This window comes from Candidatus Protofrankia californiensis (genome assembly GCF_900634765.1).
In the GTDB taxonomy this organism is placed as follows: Bacteria; Actinomycetota; Actinomycetes; order Frankiales; family Frankiaceae; genus Protofrankia; species Protofrankia californiensis.
In genome coordinates, this window is record NZ_CAAAFT010000390.1 from 4,851 (window position 1) to 8,818 (window position 3,968).

At 73.4% G+C, this 3,968-nt stretch carries 3 protein-coding genes; all 3 read right to left on the reverse strand.

The genetic code is table 11. From position 1 onward, the window contains the following. On the reverse strand, positions 1–2,189 hold a 2,189-nt coding region (locus DD1DGNOD_RS20005), incomplete at its 3' end, for a primosomal protein N' (protein ID WP_131770813.1). Positions 2,190–2,413: 224 nt separating this feature from the next. Beyond that, the gene (metK, locus tag DD1DGNOD_RS20010) at positions 2,414–3,610 is read right to left on the reverse strand and encodes a methionine adenosyltransferase (protein WP_131768036.1); all 1,197 of its coding nucleotides are present in this window, start codon (positions 3,608–3,610) and stop codon (positions 2,414–2,416) included. A 41-nt stretch (positions 3,611–3,651) separates the two neighbouring features. Beyond that, positions 3,652–3,968 (reverse strand): phosphopantothenoylcysteine decarboxylase (locus tag DD1DGNOD_RS29890; RefSeq protein WP_283234734.1); only part of this gene is annotated, 317 nt, incomplete at its 5' end.

Consider the following 3,968-nt stretch of genomic DNA (forward strand, 5'->3'; position numbering starts at 1 on the left):
GCCCTGGCACCACTCGGCCGATCCGCCTCGTCCAGCGGGACCGGGCCGAGGACGTCGACACCGGCGGGGAACTGCGCCGCCGCGACCAGTTCGGCAACCGCACCGGCGGCGCCTTCGACAGCGAGGATGCGGGTGGCCGGCGGGAAGCCGAGGGCGGCACGCTCGTCCGCCTCCCGCCGGACGAACCAGGCGGGGTCCCAGCGGGTCAGCGCCTGGACCACCGCGAGTCCGGCATCGGCGATGACGACGACCCGGCCGCCGTCCGCCGCGGGCCGCGCAAGCGCCGCCGCCGCGCACCATCGGCGCAGCGTCTCCTCGGCCGCACGCAGGTCCGGACGGCCCAGCAGCGCCCAGGTGTCGAGCAGCAGGACCGCGCCGTAGCCACCGTCGGCCACCGGCTCGGCTCCGGGGGTGGCAACCACCAGCGCGGGCGCCGCCGCGACGGTCGCCAGCACACCGTCGCGGCCCGAGGTACGCACGGCGGCCCCGGGGAACGCACGCCCGAGTTCCTCGGCGGTCCGCCGGTCACCGACGACGCTCGCCCGGAACCGGACGTCCCGGCAGTACGGGCACTGCCACTTAGCCCCGGCCGGACCGGCCGCAGGCCATCCACCACCACCAGCAGCAGCAGCCGTACCGGCCACAGGCCGTTCACCAGCAGTCACAGCCGACAGCCGACGATCATCGGCGTACCCGCCGGCTGCCGGACGCGCGCACCAGCCGCAGGTCGGCGGCCCCAAGCCGCCATGGCGTCCCAGCGGCCCCCGGCAGTGCCGGCACCGGGCCGGACGCCGGCAGCCCGCGCAGGCAAGCGCGGGCTGGTACCCGCGCCGCGGCACCTGCACGAGGACCGGCGCGCCCGCGGCCAGCGCCTCACCGGCGGCGCGCCAGGCCAGCGACGGCAGCCGCGCCGCCCGCGCCGCCGGGTCCCTGGCCTCCTCGAAGTCCGAACCCGTCGCCTCGACCCGGGGCGCGGCGGCCCGGACCACCGGACGCGGCGCGATCAGGGCCGCGGCCCAGCCGACGCGGACCATCGCCTCGGCCTCGGTCGACGGCGACCACCCTCCGACGATCAGCGCCGAACGCTGTTGACGGGCGCGCAGCACGGCGACATCCCGGACGTGGGGGTAGGGAGAGCGCGGCTCGGCGTGCAGGTCGTCCCCGTCGTCCCACACGAGGATCAGGCCGAGGTCCGCGACCGGTGCGAACACCGCCGCCCGGGTACCCACGACAACCCGGGCACGTCCACGGCGGACGGCGAGAAAGCGCCGGTACCGTTCGGCCGGGCCGGCATCGGCGCGCAGCGCGACGAAACCGCCCGGGCCGAGCGCGCCCTCCAGCGCGGCGGCGACCCGGTCGACGTCGCGGTGGTCGGGCACGACGACCAGGGCCCCGCGCGCGGACGCCACCGTGGCGGCCACGGCCGCGGCAACCATCGCCGGCCAGGACGGTCCGGGAAGCGCCCACCACACGATCCGGGGACTGCCGCCGGCCCGCAGGGCGGACAGCGTCGGCTCGCCGTGGGGGTAGTGCGACCAGGCGCCGGATGCCAGGGCGCCTTCCGCGGGCCCGCGGATCCCTGTGCCGGACCCGTCCGTGTCGCAGCCGTCGGCACCGGCGGATCCCGCCATCGGCTCCTTCTCCACCCGGGCATGCCGGGGTGGAACGGCGAGCCGGAGCACGTCGGCGACCGTGCCCGCGTAGCGGTCGGCCACCGCCCGGGCCAGCTGGGCGATCTCGGGGGCGAGGACCGGTTCCCCGGACACGACACGGTTCAGGAAGGCGAGCCTGCCCACATGGTCGGAGCGCTCACAGCGTTCGAGGATGAAACCGTCCAGGAGCCGGCCGGCGAAGCGGACCCGGACGCGTGCGCCGGGGACGGCCTCCCCGGCCCACTGCTGCGGCACCAGATAGTCGAACGGCCTGTCCAGATGGGCATGCCCGACGTCCACCGCGACCCGGGCGACCGGCAGCTCGCTCGCCGCGACCGGCGCCCCCGGGCCGACCGCCCCCCTCCTGCCGGCGGCTGCCTGGGGATGCGCTGTTCGGGCCGGGCGGGTACCCCGAACGGGCGTCGGCACGCCGCCGCCCGCCACCGAGGAGGCTGCACCGGCCGCCGGGGGGGCCATGCCGGTCTTTGGGCCGGCCGAGGTGTCCAGCCCGCTGAAGACCCCAAGCTGTTCGGGCATACCTGTTGGTACCAGCCCCCTACGACAGATCGTCCGCGCCCCCATGGAGACACCAGCCCCAGAGGCAGGGACCCGCAAATTTGTGCGAACCGGACACCCGTCGTCACATACTCCGCTGGCGATCGCATGGGCGATCGCCAGCCCCATACAGGCGCCAGCCCCAGACGCAGGGGTCCCCAAATTTTCGCGAAGCGGAAATTTGGGGGAGGCGGGAAATTCGGGGGTTACCCGCGCACGGCGGCGGCCAGGGCCTGCGCGCGAGAGCTCGACTCCCAGGTGAAGTCGAGCTCCGGGCGTCCGAAGTGGCCGTAGGCGGCGGTCTGGGTGTAGATCGGCCGCAGCAGGTCCAGATCCCGGATGATCGCAGCCGGCCGGAGGTCGAAAACGGCGGTCACGGCGTCCTGGATCTGCTCGTCGGGCACCACGCCGGTGCCGAAGGTCTCGACGAACAGGCCGACCGGGTGCGCCTTGCCGATGGCGTAGGCGACCTGCACCTCGCACCTGCGGGCGAGCCCGGAAGCGACCACGTTCTTGGCGACCCAGCGCATCGCGTATGCCGCCGAGCGGTCGACCTTGGACGGGTCCTTGCCGGAGAAGGCACCGCCGCCGTGGCGTGCCATGCCGCCGTAGGTGTCGACGATGATTTTCCGCCCGGTGAGGCCGGCGTCCCCCATGGGGCCACCCACCTCGAACCGGCCGGTCGGGTTCACCAGCAGCCGGTGCCCTTCGGTGATGATGTCGAGGGTGGCCAGCTCCGGGACGACGACGAACTCGGCGATGTCGGGCGCGAGCAGGGTGTCGAGGTCTATGTCGGCCGCATGCTGGGTGGAGACGACGACGGTGTCCAGGCGCACCGGCCGGCCGTCGGCGTACTCGATGGTGACCTGGGTCTTGCCGTCGGGACGCAGGTAGCCGATCTGGCCTTCCTTGCGGACGGCGGCCAGACGCCGGGCGAGCCGGTGAGCCAGCGCGATCGGCAGCGGCATCAGCTCGGGCGTCTCGTCGCAGGCGTAGCCGAACATCAGGCCCTGGTCGCCAGCGCCCTGGCGGTCCAGCTCGTCCTCGCTGGAGCCACCCACCCGGGCCTCATGGGCGGTGTCGACCCCCTGGGCTATGTCGGGCGACTGTGACCCGATCGACACGCTCACCCCGCAGGACGCGCCGTCGAAACCCTTCTTGGACGAGTCGTAGCCGATCTCCAGCACGCGCTCCCGGACGACAGCGGCGATGTCCACATAGGTGTTCGTGGTGACCTCACCGGCGACGTGGACCTGGCCGGTGGTGATCAGCGTTTCGACCGCGACCCGACTGCGCGGATCGTCTTTGATCATCGCGTCGAGAATGGAGTCGCTGACCTGGTCAGCGATCTTGTCCGGATGTCCCTCGGTAACGGACTCGGAAGTGAACAGGCGTGTCGCCACGTCATGACCCCCTGGGAGATCCAGTCTGATTCGGGCGAAGTCTACCGGCGGGTACCGGCGGGGACACCGACAACGGGGTCATCTGTTACGGCGAGTCGTGCCGCGACCAGATCGAGCACCTGATGCGCGAGGAGGTCCTTGCTGGTTCGTTCGATCACGGTCTGCGTGCCGTCCGCACCGAGAACCACCGCGGCGTTGTGGTCGACCTCGAAACCGAGCCCGTCGCCGACCTGGTTGACGACCAGCAGGTCCGCTCCCTTGCGGGCGAGCTTCTCCCGGCCCAGATCCACGATGTCGACACCGGGCCCGCCGGTCTCGGCGGCGAAGCCGACCAGCACCTGACCCGGCCGGCGGGCGG